The following is a 17,248-nucleotide window of genomic DNA, read 5'->3' as shown; positions in this document are numbered from 1 at the left end:
GACCGTTCAAACTGACGGGATGTCTGCTTCCGTCGTCGCCAGTTCGCCTTTCAAAACACGTTGCCGTTCCTTGGCAACCCATTCGATCTGCTCCGCGTTGCGATCCATCCAAAGTGGAATCGGCGTGCGAAGGCCTTTCTTATCCAGTTCCTGGAACTCAACCACCATATCTTCGCGGCGGTAAGCGGAAAGGTCATGGTTTTTACCCATATGGATACAATCCGTCGGGCAAGGCTCAGTGCAGAGGGCACAGAACATACATTTCTGGTAATCGATCGCATAGCGAAGAAGATCACCACCCGTTGCCTTACCGGATTTCTTGTCGATTTTGCGCGGAGCAGACTTATCGATGTAAATGCAATCGACCGGGCAAGCCTTGGCACACATGTCGCAGGCGATGCACTTATCAGCCTCGAACTCGTGGATGCCACGGTATCGCGGTGCGAAGGCTAGTTTTTCGTAAGGATATTGAACGGTAACCACGCGGGAGAAGCAATACTTGAGTGTGATCCGCATTCCGATCAGGATGCTTTTGAGCGACTCGTAAATATCGCGGAAATATCCTTCGCCGGCGTTTCTCGGCTGGCTAAGTTGCGGTGTAACGGAACTGCTCGCGGCCATGCGTATCTCCAGTAACTCGTTCAGGCGTGTTGCCCAAACTCCATAGGTAGAGATCAAATTGTAGCGGGCACACAGCCTGCCGCCAACGCTATCATTTTCCTATGTCCCTAGAACTACTTTTTCTCGGCACCGGTACAAGTGCTGGAGTTCCCATGATCGGTTGTCGTTGCGCGGTGTGTACTTCCAACGACACTCGAGACCAGCGCACACGAGCTAGCGTGCTGATTACTTACCCCAACAGTACGCGTGACTCCGATATGTCTGAGCCACGACGCATTCTCATTGACACTGCTCCTGAGATGCGGATGCAGATGATCCGCCATGGCATTGATCATGTCGATGGAGTGATCTATACCCACACGCATGCCGACCACATATTTGGTCTTGATGACTTGCGACGAATCAATGCCCTGACAGAAAGGCCCATCGATGTCTATGCCGAACAGGATTCTATTGACACACTGCGGTCAATGTTTCGCTATATCTTCGACTCACAATCCAATGTTAATCAGAGTTTTGTCCCCACACTTGTAACCCGACCGCTTCAGCCTGGCGTAAAGGTAGAACTGCATGGAGCACAATGGACGCCCTTACGGTTAGTTCATGGCCACTTGCCTGTTCTGGGTTTTCGAGTCGATCACAGGGGGCCGAGAGGAGAATTACAATCGCTCGCCTACTGCACTGACGTGTCCGGCGTACCATCAGAGACACTGCCATCGCTTGCCGATCTTGACGTTTTGGTAATTGATGGCCTGCGTTACCGTCATCACCCGACACATTTCACCGTCGATCAGGCGCTGGAAGTGATTCATCAGGTCAAGCCGCGCCAAGCGTATCTGACTCATATTGCCCATGACATTATGCACGCCGACCTGGAGCCGAAGTTACCTGAAAATGTGGCCATCGCATATGACGGCTTAGTCGTGCGATGCAACAGAACCACCAGTAAAAGAAAATGACTCCCTCAGATCAGTACAATGCTCCCTCATCACCAACGAGTCAATCTATATGTCCACGGTTGCACCGCTACCTTCTCATCAGAAATTCACCTGGCCCAACGGAAAAAGATGTGCAGTCAGCTTGAGTTTTGATGATGCCCGTGTTTCACAAGTCGATACCGGCTTACCTATTCTCCGGTGCCACGGAGTTAGAGCGACTTTCTATGTCATTATGAGCAATGTTGAACAACGCCTTGCAGGTTGGCGAGCTGCTGTGGATGCGGGCCATGAAATCGGCAACCATACAGTGACACATCCGTGCAGCGGCAACTTTATTTTTTCCCGAGCCACAGCTCTCGAAAATCGTACGCTCGCAGACATGGAACGAGACCTTGATGACGCGACTTCCCAAATTCAGGCACGTCTTAGTGTGACACCTACTACCTTTGCCTACCCGTGCGGTCAGACGTGGGTTGGCCGTGGGGAGGAATTACAAAGCTATGTACCTCTGGTAGCGAGGAAGTTTGCTGTCGGACGAGGATTCAAGCAGGAATCCGACAACGATCCCGCATTCTGTGACCTCGCGCAGGTCGCCGGAACCGACTTCGATCGCCAGCCTTTCGAGCAACTTTCAGCACTCGTATTAAAAGCCGCAGAACATGGACGCTGGCTTGTACTCGCAGGACATGATGTCGGTACTGAAGGCAAGCAGTCAGTCGCAAAAAATGTGTTGGATGAGTTCTGCCGCTACTGTCTTGATCCTGCGAACGGGGTTTGGATCGATACGGTTGCCACGGTGGGAGCGTATGTGCGCAAGATTCGTGAGGGATAAGCAGCTTTCATCTATCTGGAAAAACATATGTATCGAGTTGGCCAGCCCGAAATCGATGCGATAGCCAAGGTTATTCGAAGCAGCCGGTTGTTCCGCTACAACGATCAGAGCGAATGTGCCCGCTTTGAATCACGATATGGCAAATACCTGGGTGTCAAACACGTCCATCTCTGTTCCAGCGGCACCAATGCGCTGACCGCTGCGCTTTCCGGTTTTGGAATCGGTCCCGGTGATGAAGTTGCGGTACCTGCCCATACCTACATGGCTTCCGGCGCAGCAGTATTAGCGGTCGGAGCAATTCCCATCATTGTGGATATCGATGACTCGATCACAATTAGCCCTGAGGCACTGGAAAATGCGATTGGTCCACGCACCCGTGCAGTAATTCCTGTGCACATGTGGGGACAGGTATGCAATATGAATCGCATCATGCAGATTGCGAGAAAAAAGAAATTGCTTGTTATCGAGGATGCCTGTCAGGCGGTTGGTGGAGCTTATGAAGGGCGTATGTGCGGCTCAATCGGACACGCTGGAGCCTTCAGCTTCAATTATTTCAAAAACATGACCTGTGGCGAAGGCGGTGCCGTTGTCACCAACGACACCAAAGCCAGCCAACGGGCACGGTGCATGATCGATTGCTGTGGCTTCTATTGGACCGGTAGAAATCGGGATGTGATTCCCTTTATTGCCAGTGGCGCGAGAGCGAGCGAACTCGAAGGCGCAATGCTCAATGTACAACTTGATCGTTTGCCTGGCATGATCCGCGAGATGCGGAAGCAAAAGAAACGCATCCTTCGAGATACGGCAAAAACAAGTCTTACTGCTGTACGCTCAAATAGCCTGGATCATGAGTGTGGTGCGTTCACCATGTTTACCCTACCGACTGTTGGCGAAGCGCAAAAGCTTGCGGGCTTGCTCAAGGCAGGTATCTGCGGCCGTACCGGCAGGCACACCTATACAGAATGGGATCAGTTTTTCAGTCAAGAAGGTGCACCACATCCGTCACTGAACCCCTTCAAAATGCGTGAAAATCGTGCCTGCCGGAGAAAATACACCAAGGATATGTGCGCCAAGTCACTCGATATTCTCAACCGTACAGTCATGATTGGCAATCATCCTGACCGCAGCGCTACCGAGATCGAAGAACTCATCCGAAAAATAAAGTCGGCTGCACAAACCGTCCTCACCTGAATTACTCAAGAATATCTATGAACGGCGAAATAGTCCTCCAACTCGATCCGACAAGAAAAAATGCTAGAAACAGCGAGGGAAGCTTCGTCACGCTAAAGTCTGGACGAATCCTGTTTGCTTACACCAAATACGAATCTGATTTTGAAGACGATGGCTCCGCAGTAATCGCCTCACGTTATTCCGATGATGGTGGCCGTACTTGGTCCGAAAAAGACCGTATCATCCAGCAGCGAAACGGAGCCAAAAATGTAATGAGTGTGTCGTTACTGCGACTGCATGACGGCAGGATTGCGTTTCTCTTTCTGCAAAAGGAAAATGTTGGGTCACAACAAACATGCATGGCTCGCATCTCCTTCAGCCATGATGAGTGCAAAACCTTCAGTAAACCTCTCAATTTTATCGCCCCGCCTGGTTACTACGTGGTTAATAACGATCGACTTGTGCAGTTAAAATGTGGGCGTCTGATACTGCCCGTAGCATTACATCGATTCCGAGGAGCCTCCAGTCCCGCCAATACTGCAACGCCCGAAGTCAGCTTGTCTCAGGCCGCCATCATTCTCTTCTACCTCAGCGATGACGGCGGCGCGCACTGGTTTGAATCAATTACCAATAATTACGCATATTTTCCCAACGGCTACGGCTTGCAGGAACCGGGAATCATTGAACTAAAGAGTGGCAAGCTCTGGAGTTGGTCCCGCGCTCTTCCCGCGAATGATCACAGCAAAAGCTATCAGTGGGAAATATTCAGTAGTGATCGCGGTATGACGTGGACACAGGCAAGACCCTCCAAGTTTGTTTCGCCTTGTAGTCCTATGTCGATCAAACGAATTCCACAAACTGGCCATCTGCTGGCGGTATGGAATGACCGTTCAGGGAGGTTCAAGCTGCCGAAACCTACGCCATCGAGTTGGGGACGCACACCATTAGTCTGTGCAATCAGTACCAATGATGGCAAAACATGGCAACACCATCGGATTCTTGAAAAAGCTTCCGATCACGGGTTCTGCTATGTCGCGATTCATTTCACTGAGGATGCGGTACTGCTGGCTTATTGCGCGGGAGGTGCCAGCACAAAGCTGGTGTTGGATCGCTTGCGGATGCGACGGATCCTACTCCAAAAACTCTACCAATAAGTTGTGGGCTAATAACTGTAACCACCGAAATCTTCATGAAGCATCTGCATCATCAATAGATTGATTCCTCCCCTGCTCAATCAATTCTCTCAATGCTGCCCCAACATCAGGTTGCCTCATCAAATGTTCACCCACCAGTATGCGATGCACACCCGCAAGTCGTAAGCGTCTTACATCACGCGGCGTCTTGATGCCGGATTCGCTAACGAGGATTTCTCGATTCTCAACCAGATCGAGCAATCTAAGTGTGTGATTCAAGTCCGTAGTCATTGACTTTAGATCACGGTTGTTGATGCCTAGCAGCGTATATGCGGGATGAGGAAACCCGATATGCGGCCTTACCTTCAACAGACTCTCCACGTCGTGAACTTCGACCAGAGTTGTCAACTTAAGCTCGGTTGAAAGGATGAGAAGATCCAGAAGTTCCGCCTCTCCGAGGCACTCGGCAATAAGCAACACGGCGTCGGCTCCAGCGGCGCGAGCTTCATATATTTGATAGGGATCGATGATGAAATCCTTGCGCAAAACCGGTAGCGGTATGGCATCCTTGATCCGGGCGATGTATGAGAGCGATCCCTGGAAATACTTTTCGTCGGTAAGACAGGAAATCGCAGCGGCACCTGCTTCGTAATAGGACTTAGCTATGGCGACAGGATCAAAGTTCGGCCGGATGATCCCGGCAGATGGGCTGGCTTTCTTTACCTCCGCAATAACACGTAATCGACCTCTTGGTCGCGTTACAGCGGAAAAGAAGTTGCGTGGCTCGGAGCTTATTGCCGCGCGTTCTTTCATCTGCTCAAGGGGAATGCGAGCCATCGCATCACGCACTTCCGTGCGCTTATGATCAACGATTTGAGCAAGGATATCGGCCATCTGTGCGATCGCTCCTGAGCGGGAAAGCATAGCGATCCGATTGATGATGGGAAACGTGACAGTGATTGCCACTACGGCAAGAGGTAAACTGTCTCCTATGTCAAAATATGGACTTTTATCTGATTCACATGGACAGGCAATTAGAACAAGTCATGCAGCCAAACTCCTGATTGATGCTGGTGCAGAAGTTTTGCTTCACATGGGGGATCTCGGCAGCATCGATGTACTAGATGCGATTGCTTCTGCAGGAAAAGCCAAAGGTGTTGAGCTTCGTGTTGTTTACGGGAATGTTGACTGGAACACCAAAGGCTTGACACAGCATGCACGGCAACTCGGTATCACCGTGGACCATCCAATGGGTTGGCTGCAACCAGCTGGAGGTGATCTGGTGTATCTCCACGGGGACAATGCGGATAATGAACGCACCGCTATAGCAGCAGGTGTCCGGTACCTATGTCATGGACACACGCACATGCAATGTGATCATCGAGTAGAGAGTACGCGGGTTATCAACCCCGGCGCACTCCATCGTACCCAGATGTATACCGTAGCTCTGTTGGATACCGAGCAAGACATGTTGACCTTTTTTCCTGTAACGTGACTACAACTGTGATTGATCTCTACGGAAGTAACCTCATAATCACTGTAGATTTGTAAGCAAATGTCCAATACTAAGCTGGAACATCTTGTTAATAGTGTGATCATCCGGGCCTATCAAGCGGAGGACCGTCCTGCTGTTGCGCGACTTTATACGCAGGGGTTGCTCTCTGGACAGCTCGCGCCTAACGATACCGGTGCTGATATTGAAAATATTCAGGACGCTTATTTCAATGAACCTTCCAACTATTTCTGGGTAGCGGAAATCAATTCAACCGTAATCGCAATGATCGGGCTGGCGCGTGACGAAGGACTAACCGCGGAGATTCGTCGTCTGCGGGTCGAGCATGATTGGCAAAACACATCTATCGCTGAAAAACTTGTACAGACAGCCCTTCAGCATTGTCGGCATCACGGATATCTCAAAGTTGTTCTCGATACCCGTGTTCAACAAGGAAAAGTTCAGGAACTCTTCGAAACCGCGGGATTCCACCATACACGAACCAAGAACCTCCACGGCAAGGATCTTCTCGAGTTTTATCTTGACCTCTACCGTTCACCAAGAAAAGAAGACGAGTAACTACCCTGCAGGTAATACCTGCTTAAGAAACGCGGAAGTAGATTGCCGGATAATTTTCACGACCGGAAGAGTCTGCACTTCAAAATGGATTCCATCGACAAAGACGACGAAGCCAGACTTTTTTATGAAGGCATCCGGTTGTTTAACGCTGGGGAGTGGTTTGATGCTCACGAGGTCTGGGAAGAAAATTGGCGTCTTGCCAGCGGCCAGCGTAAATATTTTTATCAGGGCCTAGTTCAATGTGCGGTTGTACTTGAACACGTAAGGCGAGGGAATCCTCGCGGAGTGCGCAGCGTATGGCAGACCGCTGTGAAAAAATTTGACGGCCTACCCGACGTATTTATGGGAATCAATGTGCGCGAACTTTTGGCACAAATGCGACAGACGATTAAGCCGGTTTTATCATTACCCGTGGAAGAATTTGATCCCTCACGGCCTCGCGGGCAGACACTCCCATTTGATTCAAACACTGCTCCACAGATCGTGCTCGAATCTGATCCTTTTGTGTAATCGTTTTTAGATGGAACCGGGAGCGCTGAACCGTGATCCTTCGAGCGCAACTCTTCGGTTAACGGGTGGTCCGGTAGGAATGAGCGGGCTAATGATTATGCCGCCTACTAGCACCGCTACGTCAGCAATCGTAAACCACCACCAGCTACTGACACCACGATAAACGAGTACGCCAGTGACCAGTAAAATCACTAGCGTTATGGGGATTAACGATCTCCAGGCAAGTCGCATCAGTTGGTCAAAGCGAAATCGCGGCAACGTCCAGCGAATCCACATCATGACAAAAAGCAGTAAGACCACCTTGATCGCATAGATACCGAATTTCGCCAATACCAGTCCTAATCCGCCAACGAGGGGCAATTCATCGACGAAGGGAATCGCATCCCACCCGCCCAGGAACAGCAGCGCAAAGAAAGCACTGCCGGTAATCATGTGAATGTATTCTCCCAGGAAAAACAGTGCCCACTTCATCGAGCTGTATTCGGTGTGATAACCCCCAACGAGTTCTTGTTCAGCCTCGGCCAGGTCAAACGGCGCACGGTTGCATTCCGCAAGCACGCAAGTAAAGAAGATGATGGCAAGGACGGGATGCGCAAAGATATTCCACACTCCTGCCGATCCGCCGCTAGCTTGGAGATCAACGATTGTTTCCGCACGTGATGAATGCGAGGTAAGAATCATGATGAGAACACAGAGTCCCATCGGTATCTCATAGCTGAGCATCTGAGCAGTCGCGCGGAGTCCGCCGAGGAACGAATACTTGTTATTGGATGCATATCCGCCGATGACCACGCCATATACGGCAAGAGATCCAATGGCGAGAATGTATATCACACCAATGTTGATCGATGCTGCGGTCACACTTAGCACCTGTCCATGCCAATCGAGATAACCGCCCCACGGAATGACCGCCCATCCAAGCAACGCAGGCACCACCACGAAAACCGGAGCAAGGAGAAATAAAACGCGGTCCACATGCGGCGGTGTGTAATCCTCCTTGAGAAACAGCTTGAGGCCATCAGCTAACGCCTGCCCAAGACCAAAGTGGCGTCCTTTAAAGGGCAAAAGTCCAAATGAAAAATTAGTACGATTCGGACCGGTCCGGTCCTGTGTCCACGCTGCAACCTTGCGCTCAAGGAAAATCAAATAGGCACAACCCAGCAATACAGCATGGATGACAACAAGGATCGTAATCAGACTGACGACAAATTGTGCGATCATGAGATTGCCAAAAGCCTTGCTCGGAAGCCCAATGGCAGGCAGCCAGCTTGGCGGTGCGGTTTAGAATGCAACTTTTAACGGAGCGGGAGCATCGGAGCAAATCTCGGAACCTCAAAGGCAGGATGACGTTCTTCTCGCTGCGCTACGGCTGGCTGTGAATTTAAGCATCACGGCCCGCACAGCCTGCGATCGGTACATCCAGCATCGTGCGCAGACCAGGCCTGGCTTCGTGGACGACATGAATGTGGTTAACCAGTGCCGCCACAGTGGCGGAATCACCTGGAACGCCGCCGGGGATATCTAAGTGGAGTTGTACCGGGCCTTCGAGCGTAACGTGATCGCCGGGGTTGCTTGTACCCACAGCCATCGTCAGATCGAGTTCGATGGTAATGCCATCGCCGGACCACTTACCCGTATTATGAATGCCTGCCACATAACCAGGCCCCACCAGCCCCAGAGCGGACGGAATCGGACGATCGGCGATGATCGGATCAAGCGTGATTTCGATCGTTCCTGGAGGTACATGACGCCCCAGACCAGCCGCAATCATCGCCATTGACTCCGGCAAACCTTCGTGACCGATCTTGCCTTGTGCGGTCAATTCACGAAATTTATCCGGCTTCATCGTTGCGCCAATTTTTGCCTGAAGCGGCTTGCGGCGCAAGGCGGCTTCAACACGACGTTCGCAACGAACTTTCGTTACCCGGCGGATCTGTGATGCCAGAACAAGCGATAGAAAATCCATGACGAATCCCGGATTGACTCCCGTACTCAATAATGCTCGCCCCGCCGTCTGAGCTTCAGCATCAAGCTGCCGAGCAAGAGCTTCGTGTCGGTACCACGGCCAAACCATATGTTCACAACTGCTGACAACCGCCAAGCCGTTCGCCAAACACTCGCGAAGAGTCGGTGCAATCACAGCAAAGTCAGATGACGTCGTGAGCATGGCCACATCCGCGCCACCAGCATCAACAACGGCCTGTCGGATGGAGTCGACAGTTTTAGGTGATTCCGCTGTAGATACGGGTTGGTTGGCAACTTGCTCGAGGGTCTTACCGACTTTGGCGGGATCAAGATCCACAAGGCCGACAAGCTTGAGGTTTTTTTCGGCACGAACCGCTTGAGCGGCAGCGAGACCGATGGGACCGAGTCCAATGACAATAACGCGCAACATATCCGCCTCGACTTTCACGTACAGGGAATTAGAAGATGAAGTTTAGCGAAAGCGTTGTCTCTTCGAAACAATGAACACGTTTACCCGATACTTTTTACGTGTCATGTGAAGTATGACATGCAACTCATTTTGGAAAACAAAATATTACCTCTTTGGCGGTCCTTCTCCATCTTGGTTAGACGACGGTCCACCATGGCTCTGGTCATCACGGTTTGGGCCGCCACGTCCACGTTTGCGACGTCGGCGGCGGCGACGTTGGCCATCACTCTGTTGCTCATGGCCGCTCTGATTTACAGGGGTCCCATTTTGGCCTCGCGGCTGGTCCACATCCGAGACCATCTCCGGCCCGCCTTCAACATCAGGGGCATCCGACGTGCCTGACTCTATCTCCACGGGAGGTAACGCACTGGCTGGCGGAGGCTGGACGGGTTTCTGACGTTGAGGATCGCGTGATTGTTCCCGTCCTTCGCGATCATTCCCCTGGTTGCGATTATCTATTTGACTGTCATTTCGAGACGCGCGGTCATCTCGTCGTCGTTCATCCCCACGCTGCGGCCCTCCTTGAGTTTGCGATTGTTTGGCACGGATGACTGCATCTTCTTCCTTCGTCAACATCCGAATATTTTCGAGCGGATATGCTGCGGGGGATTGCGTTCCATCAACGATAACCAATACCAGTTGCGTCAGAATCTGTGTGTCCAGAACAGTACCCGGACCATCAGGCGTCATCATGCGAGATTGACGGTTGGGTAGTTTTTTTCGTAGCGATTCATAGGTTTCGTCTTCGTAACGCAGACAACACATCAACCGTCCGCATCGACCACTGATTTTCGTCGGGTCCAGCGTGGCTTTCTGTACTTTGGCACTGCGCATCGAAACCGGCTTGAGCACCTTGAGAAATTGCTTGCAACAACAGTGTTGTCCGCATTTCTCATAATCGGCGGTAATTCTCGCTTCATCTCGCGCATTGACCTGATGCATTTCGATCCGTGTCTGATACTCCGTAGCAAGCCGTCGTACCAACTCTCGAAAATCAACCCAATCCTCAGCCGCGTAATGAAAGAGAATCCGCTCCCCGCCCAGCAACAGTTCAACATCCACTAGTTTCATCGGCAGGCTTAATTCGGTGATCAGCGTCCTCGCAAACTTGATCATGGCAGGCTTCTGCGCGTCGAGACGAGATTGCTCATTGAGATCTTCGAGGGTGGCGACTCGGAGCACTTTTCCTTGATTGCTGAAGGGGTAATCGCGCCCGCCGGAATTATCAATGTAATCGAGCATCTGCTTGCGACTGATACTCTTACCGCATCCGCCGTTACCGCATGTCGTAGTAAGCATTTCGCCGATTTCGATGCCGCGACGTGTGCGAACAACTAGTTTAGACCCGCAGCCGGGTTTGGCTTCACCGTCATAGGGAAGCTCTGCGATCATTCGCATGTAGCCATAGCGGATGACGATTGATGATGGAGCTTTGAGAGTTTCGTATTGCCTGCGGTCCTCCTCTTCGAGATCGAGGACAACTTGAGGCAGAGTGATGGTACCTGGCATTACAAAATTAACTCCGTGATGGCATTCGAAAATCCACGCCGACATCTTCACCTCCTGATAGGGTGAAATAACGTGAATTTCGCATGTCGCCGGGTATTGCGGTTATCAGGTTCTCAGGTCTCACCCAGCAGAGACCCAAGAGGCCAAACACGGAATTAACATATTAGATGATAGTCGAAGGCAACCTCTCTTGCGACGAGCGTCCTAGCGAGAGGATTTAAATCGTTACTCGTTCACGCGAAGCAACCAATCTTGCGATTGACTCGACTAGCTTTTCCACATCCAACAAATTAATGAGCTGCACCCTCCTCCTCTTTCTCACGAAGTGCTTCAAACGTAGTCTTGTTGAATGCTTTCATGAACGCAGCTTCACCGGTAATGAGTCCGGCCTTGTAATGGGTCATCAGTGCTTGATCCATCAGTTGCATTCCGTCACTGCGGCTCATTTCGATGAGCGATGTAATTTTGCTGATAGCCCCTTCGCGGATCATGTTTGAGAGGCCTTCTTTCTTGAGCAAGATTTCCAGAGCTGCGACACGACCTTTGCCTTCTTTTTTTTTCAGCAGTAGTTGCGAAACCACTGCTTGCAGACTTTCCGCCAGCATGGTGCGCACCATTGGCTGCCGACCGGCAGGGAACACGTCGATCACGCGGTCAATCGTCTTGGCAGCACTGTTGGTATGCAGAGTGGCAAATACCAGCAATCCCAACTCGGCGGCGGTGAGAGCAAGGCTGATCGTCTCCAGATCCCGCATTTCACCGACAAGGATTACGTCCGGGTCTTCCCGCACAGCGGCTCGGAGTGCCTCGGCAAAGCCTTCCGTATGAAATCCGACCTCACGCTGGGTGATAACTGAAAGTTTGTTTTCATGAACGAACTCGATCGGATCTTCAATCGTGATGATGTGTTTGCGATACGTCCGATTCATCTGATCGATGATGGCTGCCAGTGTGGTTGATTTACCCGAACCGGTCGGCCCGGTTACCAGCACTAACCCACTGCGCAGATTAGCCAGTTGGCTGATCGCTTTGGGCATTCCCAATTCATCCAGCGACTGGATTTTGTCCGGAATCTGTCGGAACACCGCGCCGCGTCCCCAGACCTGTTTTAGAAAGTTACAGCGAAAGCGTGCAACTCCTTCCAGCCCATACGCGAAGTCAAGGTCCCCGGTCGTTTCGTATTTCTCAATCTGCTCGGGACGACAGATTTCATGAAGACATTCCCGAAGCATTTTTTCCGTAAGAACGGGATAGTGCTCCACAGGTTCCAGGTCGCCGTGAAGGCGGATTTTCGGCGGCTGGCCTTCAAGCATATGGAGATCGCTGGCACCTTTTTCGCGGACCATTCGGAAAAGTTCATCGAGTTTGGCCATGTTCTTTCTCGCAGCGAGGAATACTTTCCCGAAAAAAGGAATTCGATACAAACCAGCAAGTCGATTTTTTTATTTCTTCTTGGGATCCACCGGAATTGGCGCAGGTTCCTGAAAGTGTTTTGGATTCTCCGCTGCTTTTGCAGCTTCTTCTCGCGTAACAAGCCCTGCTTCGACCAGTTCGTGCAATGAATCGTCCATCAATTTCTGGCCGATTTTTCGCCCAGTCTGCATCAGCGATGGAAGCTGGAATGTTTTACTGTCCCGAATGAGGTTGGAAACGGCTGTCGTCGCGTGCAGTACTTCAATAGCAACGATACGTCCCTTTCCCTCTTTCCGCGGAATGAGCTGCTGCGAAATAATGCCACGTAGCGATTCCGAAAGCATCGTACGAATCTGCGCCTGCTGGTCGGCAGGGAATACGTCAACAACCCGGTCGATCGTTCGAGCAGCACTTTTAGTCTGAAGTGTCCCAATAACCAGGTGACCTGTTTCAGCAGCACGGATCGCCAACGATACGGTCTCAAGGTCTCGCATTTCACCGATCATGATGACGTCGGGATCTTCACGAAGTGCCGCTTTGAGAGCCGACGCAAACGAGCCGGTATGTGTAGGTACCTGGCGTTGCGTTACGTTACAGCCTTTGGATATGTGAATAAATTCAATCGGATCCTCGACGGTAATAATGTGGTCGCGGCGTTTCTCATTGACCAGGTTGATCAGTGCTGCTGCCGTTGTACTCTTGCCGCAACCAGCCGATCCGGTGACCAGCACAAGCCCTTGATGCCATTCCGTGAACCGTTCGAGTGCCGGAGGCAGACCTAATTCTTCAAGTCGCGGCACTTTATTCGGAATAATGCGAAAGATGATGTCGGTACCGCGGAACTCCTCCAGTGCATTAACTCGAAATCGTCCCAGCCCCTCCTTTTCATAGGCAAAGTCAAGGTCATGTGTCTTGAGAAACCGCTGCTGCTGCCCGTGATCCATAAAGCCTAACGCCATGCGTTGGCCTTCTTCCGGAGTGAGTTTCTCACGCTCAAAAAACTTCAACGATCCGTGTAATCGCATGAATGGAACGGTACCTGATGACAAATGAAGATCGCTGGCTCCCAATTCCACAGCCTTGGTCAGCATCGCCATCGCCTCTGGATCAACCTGACCTGGCGGTACCGGACTGGGGATCTCCTCCTGGGGGACTTCCACGGCCGCCGGTGACATGGGCGTACCTGATTTCTCTTTGGTTATCGCTTTTGAAGTGGGTTTAATGTATGGACGATCGTCTCGAATAATTTTTGACGGCCGATTCTCTGAGCCCGTCAACTCATCCTCACCGACCAAATCAATGCGTTCGACATCCGAATCTAATGTGGCGGTATCTTTTTTCTCTTTACCCTCAGCACCAGTTTCGTCATACCACTCAGCATCGCTGGGACGCCATGGTTCGGTTCCATCTGCGACCCCATCAGCCAGCGGAATTGAACCGTCGTCGGCTACAGGCTTGGCGACTTTGGCTGGTGCTGCAGCAGTGGTTGTACTAGCGGGAGCATACGCCCCCCCAGGTGAGGTGGGCTTTACGCTGGCCGGAGTTGGGTTAGGTTTGGTTGGTGTACCTCCACTTTGGCGGGCGAGCAACTCCTCCACTTTTTTCCCAACGACATCGACACCTTTGGGAGTGAGGTATTTCTTGTCCAGTAAAATTTGCGCGATCGGCAGCTTCCCGCCGGCAGACCGATGAATGCCGACACACTCATTCCATTTGTCCTGAGTCAGGAGCTTGTTTTTCGTCAGAATCGCGTGCCAGAGTAGCAGCGCGGTAGGTTGCGTTTCAGCCATAGCTTTCTCCGGTTCTGCCTGACTGTATTATCAGAGCGGAAACGATCCAGTTAGTACCAAACGAATAAAGCAGTACTCGTGGAGTGACTCAATTGTAGGGAAACATCGGAGGGATGAGACTCTCTCCAACTCGAATTTTATCAGGTGAATATCCGGGCAAGCCAGTATATCGGAGTCAACGCAAAGGAATGCTGTCACGGACTCCGAGGTTGGCATAAATTTGACGTGTCGCGTCCGAACGATTCAGCGTGTAGAAATGAACCCCACGGACCTGATGGTCGAGCAAATCCGCGCATTGTTCGGTAGCCCAACTGACACCGACTCGTTTCACAGCATCATCATCGTCACCACAACGCTGCACACGACGCAACAGACCCGCGGGGAAATGCACACCGGCAGCCAGGTCGGCCATCCGCTTCAACCCGGTACACGATGTAACCGGCATGATGCCGGCGATGATCGGGACTTTGATCCCTGCTAGTTCACACCGTTCGCGGAAATCGTAGAAGTTATGGTTATCAAAAAATAGCTGAGTACAGATGTAGTCAGCCCCGGCATCGATTTTGGCTTTAAGATGATCAAGTTCAACCAGTCGGTTGGATGTGGCAGGATGCCCTTCTGGAAAACCCGCTACCCCCACACCAAAGCCACGTCGATCGGGATGTGAACCGGAGGCGTTGAACTGCTGGATAAATCGAACAAGGCCAGCCGCATAACGAAACGCATCTACACTGCGATCGTAATTTGGCCTGTCGCGAGGAGGATCCCCCCCTAGTGCCAGAATATTTCCTACTCCTGCCTGCGCATAACGCTCAAGAATCTGTCGAATTTCATCCTCCTGATGACATACACAGGTCAGATGAGGAACCGGCTCTACGCCAGTGGTCTGCTTAACCTTGAGAACCAGATCGTGAGTAAGTTGACGGGTTGATCCGCCCGCACCATAGGTCACAGATACGAATGACGGCTTGAGGTCTCGTAGCTCTCCGACAGTCGTAAGCAGTGCTTGGGATGCTTCGAGTGTCTTCGGAGGGAAAAACTCAAATGAAAACGTCGTCGGATGTTCAGCAAAGATATCGTTTATGTGCATAGCGACTCACAAGCATGCAATACTTTGACCCAATGGTTCATACTGCAGACACCCGACAGTTTATCGGGCGAATTGCTACTGGACCACGCGAACGATGCGATCAAGTACGGCACAAAAAAGCCGTGCATTTTCTCGCACGGCTAAGAAGGGACCAATTCTTTGATAAGTCAATGCTGCTCAAGGGCAGCTACATCCTGACGTCCAGCATAGCCAGCATCGATCTCATGCCACGTATGCACCGCCTTCTCACCACGATGCCAGCAAAGATAGATTTCTCTGCCTTCATGGAGCGAAGGGAAGTCAAGAAGCCCTTTTTCAAAGTCTTTAAGCTCAACTCCTACCTGTTGAAGTTCATCGACCAGCTCGCTGAGCCGATCCATGCCAGCTTCTAGCTCGTTTTCGAGTAGTTCGCGATTATCGGTTGGGCTGAGAGTCGCAAGATGTTGCCGAATTTCTACGACACGATCATAGCTGACAGTGAGATCCTCAACAACCCTCGTCACATAAGGGAGTGATCGATTGGCCTCACCCAAGGTGAAATACTTCTTACCAGGTCTGGGGCCTTGCGGAATGGCAGTTGGTGCATTGGACGCATTACTGGCCATATTCACCTCTCGCGTAATTATTCGATCAATGTTCTGTAAGTCAACGCCGTATCGAACTGGTTCCACACTTACGACCAAGGCATTTTAAGTCAATCTATGCAATCTGGAGATTCATAACTTCGCCGGTTTGCATCAGGGTGTGTATTCCCTATCGGCAAAGCGAGCAATTAACATCGTAAAACTTTGAAATAAGGTCGGCTTGGATGCCGCCTGGCCATGCAAAACAGCAGCGGCACAGATACTTAAGACATGTTCGGGAGTGGATCTACCGCTGCAATAGGATCAGTCCGCGTATTCCCATACGGTGACGGGAAGTGATTGACGCCCCCATTGAAGGGCAATTTCATGTGTTGGGAATAACAGGTCGAGCCGGTGGCCTTTGATCGCCCCACCGCGGTCCAACACAGGCACGGGCTGGCCGTCGTTGTATCCGGGAATTGATACCAACGTGCCAAAAGGCAGCAGCCGAGTATCCGCGGCAACTAGGAACATTCCATTCGTCCAGACACTGTACCCCGACGCTGTTATGCCATCCGCACTGGCGCCGCAGGATCGAGCATCCGGGCTATAACCGGTGACAACCATGTTCATGGTACGTTTACGGCGTATTGGTCGTCCATCAAACATCGGTGTCGTACTCAGATGGCGTCCTACTGCGCTCGTCGTAGAACGCCTGACGACGCGTGTATTGATCTCATTCGCCGCAGTTGCAGGGGAATTCGCAGTCTTGGCCGTGTACGCATCAATCTTGATAGAAGGCATAACGGTGGAGTTCACAGCAAGCATTTCACGGGTGTGAGAAACAGGCAATGGGCTCGAAGGTTTAACCGACATAAGCTCGATCGGAACTCGATCGATTCGTGAGTTGACAATCAAGCCGACTCCCAAAGATGCAAAGCCCGCGATGATCAGAAATCCGACGACCATGATGATGACACGACGCCCCATGCGAGCACTAAGTACAGGGCTTACAGTCGAATGGGATTGGTTAGTCATCCGCTGATCTCCGCGAGACTGATCGCTTTCGAGTAATGAAATACGTTTTGATCCGAGTCTTAACCCGCTAGGTGGGACGACGCATGAGACAAAACCACGCCGGCCCATCAAAACCGGCTCGCGGGAGGAAAGTAAA

Annotated in this window: 17 protein-coding genes; 7 read left to right on the top strand and 10 right to left on the bottom strand. The window is 51.5% G+C overall.

Annotated features, from left to right (window positions below; all coding sequences use genetic code 11):
* Positions 1–6: 6 nt before the first annotated feature.
* On the bottom strand, positions 7–621 hold the full coding sequence (locus IT444_08575) for an NADH-quinone oxidoreductase subunit I (protein ID MCC7192820.1): 615 nt from the start codon (positions 619–621) through the stop codon (positions 7–9).
* 101 nt (positions 622–722) lie between these two features.
* Here IT444_08575 and IT444_08570 point away from each other — a divergent pair, with 101 nt between their 5' ends.
* The 4 genes from IT444_08570 to IT444_08555 are packed head-to-tail and all read left to right on the top strand — an operon-like array spanning position 723 to position 4,715.
* Entirely contained in the window at positions 723–1,580 is an 858-nt protein-coding gene (locus IT444_08570) for an MBL fold metallo-hydrolase (GenBank protein MCC7192819.1), read from the top strand.
* 49 nt (positions 1,581–1,629) lie between these two features.
* Positions 1,630–2,391, top strand: a complete 762-nt coding sequence (locus IT444_08565) for a polysaccharide deacetylase family protein (protein MCC7192818.1) — start codon at positions 1,630–1,632, stop codon at positions 2,389–2,391.
* 27 nt (positions 2,392–2,418) lie between these two features.
* Complete coding sequence (locus IT444_08560; GenBank protein MCC7192817.1) at positions 2,419–3,582, top strand: DegT/DnrJ/EryC1/StrS family aminotransferase; 1,164 nt, start codon at positions 2,419–2,421, stop codon at positions 3,580–3,582.
* 17 nt (positions 3,583–3,599) lie between these two features.
* Positions 3,600–4,715: an exo-alpha-sialidase gene (locus IT444_08555; GenBank protein ID MCC7192816.1), complete on the top strand. Its 1,116-nt coding sequence runs from the start codon at positions 3,600–3,602 to the stop codon at positions 4,713–4,715.
* A gap of 33 nt (positions 4,716–4,748) precedes the next feature.
* On the opposite strand, the gene trpC is transcribed toward IT444_08555, so the two are convergent.
* Complete coding sequence (gene trpC, locus IT444_08550; GenBank protein ID MCC7192815.1) at positions 4,749–5,588, bottom strand: indole-3-glycerol phosphate synthase TrpC; 840 nt, start codon at positions 5,586–5,588, stop codon at positions 4,749–4,751.
* A 97-nt stretch (positions 5,589–5,685) separates the two neighbouring features.
* On the opposite strand from trpC, the gene IT444_08545 reads away from it, so the two are divergent.
* The 3 genes from IT444_08545 to IT444_08535 all read left to right on the top strand — a co-directional run bounded on the left by IT444_08545 (position 5,686) and on the right by IT444_08535 (position 7,275).
* Complete coding sequence (locus IT444_08545; protein ID MCC7192814.1) at positions 5,686–6,189, top strand: metallophosphoesterase family protein; 504 nt, start codon at positions 5,686–5,688, stop codon at positions 6,187–6,189.
* Between the two features lie 60 nt (positions 6,190–6,249).
* Complete coding sequence (locus IT444_08540) at positions 6,250–6,765, top strand: GNAT family N-acetyltransferase (GenBank protein MCC7192813.1); 516 nt, start codon at positions 6,250–6,252, stop codon at positions 6,763–6,765.
* Positions 6,766–6,849: 84 nt separating this feature from the next.
* The gene (locus tag IT444_08535) at positions 6,850–7,275 is read left to right on the top strand and encodes a DUF309 domain-containing protein (protein MCC7192812.1); all 426 of its coding nucleotides are present in this window, start codon (positions 6,850–6,852) and stop codon (positions 7,273–7,275) included.
* A gap of 6 nt (positions 7,276–7,281) precedes the next feature.
* Here IT444_08535 and nuoH read toward each other — a convergent pair whose 3' ends face one another.
* The 8 genes from nuoH to IT444_08495 form a co-directional block, all read right to left on the bottom strand.
* Positions 7,282–8,496 carry an NADH-quinone oxidoreductase subunit NuoH gene (gene nuoH / locus IT444_08530; protein MCC7192811.1) on the bottom strand — a complete coding sequence of 405 codons (1,215 nt, stop codon included), beginning with the start codon at positions 8,494–8,496 and terminating at the stop codon, positions 7,282–7,284.
* Between the two features lie 160 nt (positions 8,497–8,656).
* The gene (locus IT444_08525; protein ID MCC7192810.1) at positions 8,657–9,688 is read right to left on the bottom strand and encodes a hypothetical protein; all 1,032 of its coding nucleotides are present in this window, start codon (positions 9,686–9,688) and stop codon (positions 8,657–8,659) included.
* Between the two features lie 126 nt (positions 9,689–9,814).
* A complete protein-coding gene (locus tag IT444_08520; protein ID MCC7192809.1) occupies positions 9,815–11,218 on the bottom strand; it encodes a hypothetical protein in 1,404 nt (467 codons plus the stop codon).
* 290 nt (positions 11,219–11,508) lie between these two features.
* Positions 11,509–12,591: a type IV pilus twitching motility protein PilT gene (locus IT444_08515; GenBank protein MCC7192808.1), complete on the bottom strand. Its 1,083-nt coding sequence runs from the start codon at positions 12,589–12,591 to the stop codon at positions 11,509–11,511.
* A gap of 69 nt (positions 12,592–12,660) precedes the next feature.
* On the bottom strand, positions 12,661–14,421 hold the full coding sequence (locus tag IT444_08510) for a type IV pilus twitching motility protein PilT (GenBank protein MCC7192807.1): 1,761 nt from the start codon (positions 14,419–14,421) through the stop codon (positions 12,661–12,663).
* A gap of 175 nt (positions 14,422–14,596) precedes the next feature.
* Positions 14,597–15,511, bottom strand: coding sequence for a methylenetetrahydrofolate reductase [NAD(P)H] (metF, locus tag IT444_08505; protein MCC7192806.1), 915 nt, complete (start codon positions 15,509–15,511; stop codon positions 14,597–14,599).
* 167 nt (positions 15,512–15,678) lie between these two features.
* The gene (locus tag IT444_08500; protein MCC7192805.1) at positions 15,679–16,116 is read right to left on the bottom strand and encodes a DUF2203 domain-containing protein; all 438 of its coding nucleotides are present in this window, start codon (positions 16,114–16,116) and stop codon (positions 15,679–15,681) included.
* Positions 16,117–16,398: 282 nt separating this feature from the next.
* Positions 16,399–17,112, bottom strand: coding sequence for a 3D domain-containing protein (locus IT444_08495; protein MCC7192804.1), 714 nt, complete (start codon positions 17,110–17,112; stop codon positions 16,399–16,401).
* Positions 17,113–17,248: the final 136 nt, after the last annotated feature.

The sequence above is a fragment of the Phycisphaeraceae bacterium genome, assembly GCA_020851465.1.
Classification (GTDB): domain Bacteria; phylum Planctomycetota; class Phycisphaerae; order Phycisphaerales; family Phycisphaeraceae; genus JADZCR01.
This window is presented reverse-complemented; position numbering and strand designations above follow the sequence as displayed.

Coding starts and splice junctions, on each gene's coding strand:
- IT444_08575 (MCC7192820.1), bottom strand. CDS start 621: ATGGCCGCGAGCAGTTCCGTTACACCGCAACTTAGCCAGCCGAGAAAC.
- IT444_08570 (MCC7192819.1), top strand. CDS start 723: ATGTCCCTAGAACTACTTTTTCTCGGCACCGGTACAAGTGCTGGAGTT.
- IT444_08565 (MCC7192818.1), top strand. CDS start 1,630: ATGTCCACGGTTGCACCGCTACCTTCTCATCAGAAATTCACCTGGCCC.
- IT444_08560 (MCC7192817.1), top strand. CDS start 2,419: ATGTATCGAGTTGGCCAGCCCGAAATCGATGCGATAGCCAAGGTTATT.
- IT444_08555 (MCC7192816.1), top strand. CDS start 3,600: ATGAACGGCGAAATAGTCCTCCAACTCGATCCGACAAGAAAAAATGCT.
- trpC (MCC7192815.1), bottom strand. CDS start 5,588: ATGGCCGATATCCTTGCTCAAATCGTTGATCATAAGCGCACGGAAGTG.
- IT444_08545 (MCC7192814.1), top strand. CDS start 5,686: ATGTCAAAATATGGACTTTTATCTGATTCACATGGACAGGCAATTAGA.
- IT444_08540 (MCC7192813.1), top strand. CDS start 6,250: ATGTCCAATACTAAGCTGGAACATCTTGTTAATAGTGTGATCATCCGG.
- IT444_08535 (MCC7192812.1), top strand. CDS start 6,850: ATGGATTCCATCGACAAAGACGACGAAGCCAGACTTTTTTATGAAGGC.
- nuoH (MCC7192811.1), bottom strand. CDS start 8,496: ATGATCGCACAATTTGTCGTCAGTCTGATTACGATCCTTGTTGTCATC.
- IT444_08520 (MCC7192809.1), bottom strand. CDS start 11,218: ATGCCAGGTACCATCACTCTGCCTCAAGTTGTCCTCGATCTCGAAGAG.
- IT444_08515 (MCC7192808.1), bottom strand. CDS start 12,591: ATGGCCAAACTCGATGAACTTTTCCGAATGGTCCGCGAAAAAGGTGCC.
- IT444_08510 (MCC7192807.1), bottom strand. CDS start 14,421: ATGGCTGAAACGCAACCTACCGCGCTGCTACTCTGGCACGCGATTCTG.
- metF (MCC7192806.1), bottom strand. CDS start 15,511: ATGCACATAAACGATATCTTTGCTGAACATCCGACGACGTTTTCATTT.
- IT444_08500 (MCC7192805.1), bottom strand. CDS start 16,116: ATGGCCAGTAATGCGTCCAATGCACCAACTGCCATTCCGCAAGGCCCC.
- IT444_08495 (MCC7192804.1), bottom strand. CDS start 17,112: ATGACTAACCAATCCCATTCGACTGTAAGCCCTGTACTTAGTGCTCGC.